The following is a 1,323-nucleotide window of genomic DNA, read 5'->3' on the forward strand; positions in this document are numbered from 1 at the left end:
CGTCAACGCGGCACCGCATGGCGGCGGCGCGCCAGCCGGTGGTCCCGGCGAGCACCAGAAGCACTGATTGCCCGCAGAAAGCCCGGCCTTCGCGCCGGGCTTTTTTTGACTGTCGCAAGGCACGTACAATTTAAGATGGTTTTTCGCGCGAGGATTTCATCGATCGTAATATCTGTATCGAAAGCTGTAAGCATCCACTCGGGGCAGCGGGGCACGGGAGGATGACGATGAGACAGAGTCAGGCGGAGACGCGTCGCCAAAATGTCGCGAAGCGGTCGATGACCAAAGAGGCCAAGCAGCTGACCGGCCTGATCGCCGGACTGCGCAAATCCCTCGATGGCATCCACAAGGAGCGGGCGAACCCAAAGCTCTCCGGCGCCGAGATGGGCCTGCTTGACGAGCGCCGCAACAATCTGCTGCTGACCATCGCAGCCCTCGACGACCGCCTGTCGGCGGTGCAGGGGCTGATCGATCTCGGCCGGCCTCATATCATCCGCGTTCACTAAGAGAGGCGCGCACGTCGCGCTGCCGGCTCCGTCGCTGATGTGATGGGCCGCGCCCCGGCTGGAACCGTCTCCGCGCACAATGCTGCCGCGGACGGGCATCAAATTGCCATGCTCCCGGCGAATTGCCGCCAAAGCCCGCTGCCACGACGGCATGGGGTGCAAGGCAACGCAAGGGGATGCGCATTGGCCTATAAAATGGTCGCAGAACGCGACAACGCGAAGTACAGTTTCGCCCGCGAGAGCCGGTTGGTCATCGTAGCGAAGGCCAAGGTTTGGGCGAGCGAGGGTTGGCGGGTCGTCATTACCGATCAGGACGGCAAGGCCTACGCGCCGCCCGAGTTTGATCAATTGCTGGCGGCGTGACCGCAAGACGGGGCTAGGGGACGGCTTTGACATCGTTATTTCGACCGGGACGCGATCTGATCGCGCCTGCGGCGATTGTTGCAGCTGTCGCTTTGCTGACGGCGACGATCGCGTCTGCACAAAACCTCGACGCCGGCAAAGCGCCCGCCAAGCTCTTCGCCGATGGCTGCGCGACCTGCCACCGCAGCCCGCGCGGCCTCGCGAAAGGGCGCTTCAGCCTGACGCTGTCCTGGTTCCTGAAAGATCATTACGCGACCAGTTCCGACTCCGCCAAGGCGCTTGCCGCCTATCTGGCGTCGGTCGATGAGCCTCCGCGCGCTGCGGCGAAGCCCGCCGCGAAGCAGCCCCGATCCCCATCGCGTCCGCCTAGCCGGTGACGCTATCCGCGCCGATGCGTCTGCGCGATCAGCCGGTCGTGCACGTCGCGAAGGTCCGCGCTCATGCGGGTCTGTCC

3 protein-coding genes are annotated in these 1,323 nt (G+C 64.6%); all 3 read left to right on the forward strand.

Annotated elements, in window-relative coordinates; all coding sequences use genetic code 11:
- Window positions 1–227 precede the first annotated feature (227 nt).
- The 3 genes from ACXJL8_RS41325 (at window position 228) to ACXJL8_RS41335 (ending at window position 1,246) form a co-directional block, all read left to right on the forward strand.
- Window positions 228–506, forward strand: coding sequence for a hypothetical protein (locus tag ACXJL8_RS41325; protein ID WP_456622866.1), 279 nt, complete (start codon window positions 228–230; stop codon window positions 504–506).
- 156 nt (window positions 507–662) lie between these two features.
- Window positions 663–869, forward strand: a complete 207-nt coding sequence (locus tag ACXJL8_RS41330; protein WP_456622867.1) for a hypothetical protein — start codon at window positions 663–665, stop codon at window positions 867–869.
- A 26-nt stretch (window positions 870–895) separates the two neighbouring features.
- Window positions 896–1,246 carry a hypothetical protein gene (locus ACXJL8_RS41335; RefSeq protein ID WP_456622868.1) on the forward strand — a complete coding sequence of 117 codons (351 nt, stop codon included), beginning with the start codon at window positions 896–898 and terminating at the stop codon, window positions 1,244–1,246.
- The last annotated feature ends 77 nt before the right edge of the window (window positions 1,247–1,323 follow it).

This window comes from Bradyrhizobium sp. P5_C11_2, from assembly GCF_054049755.1.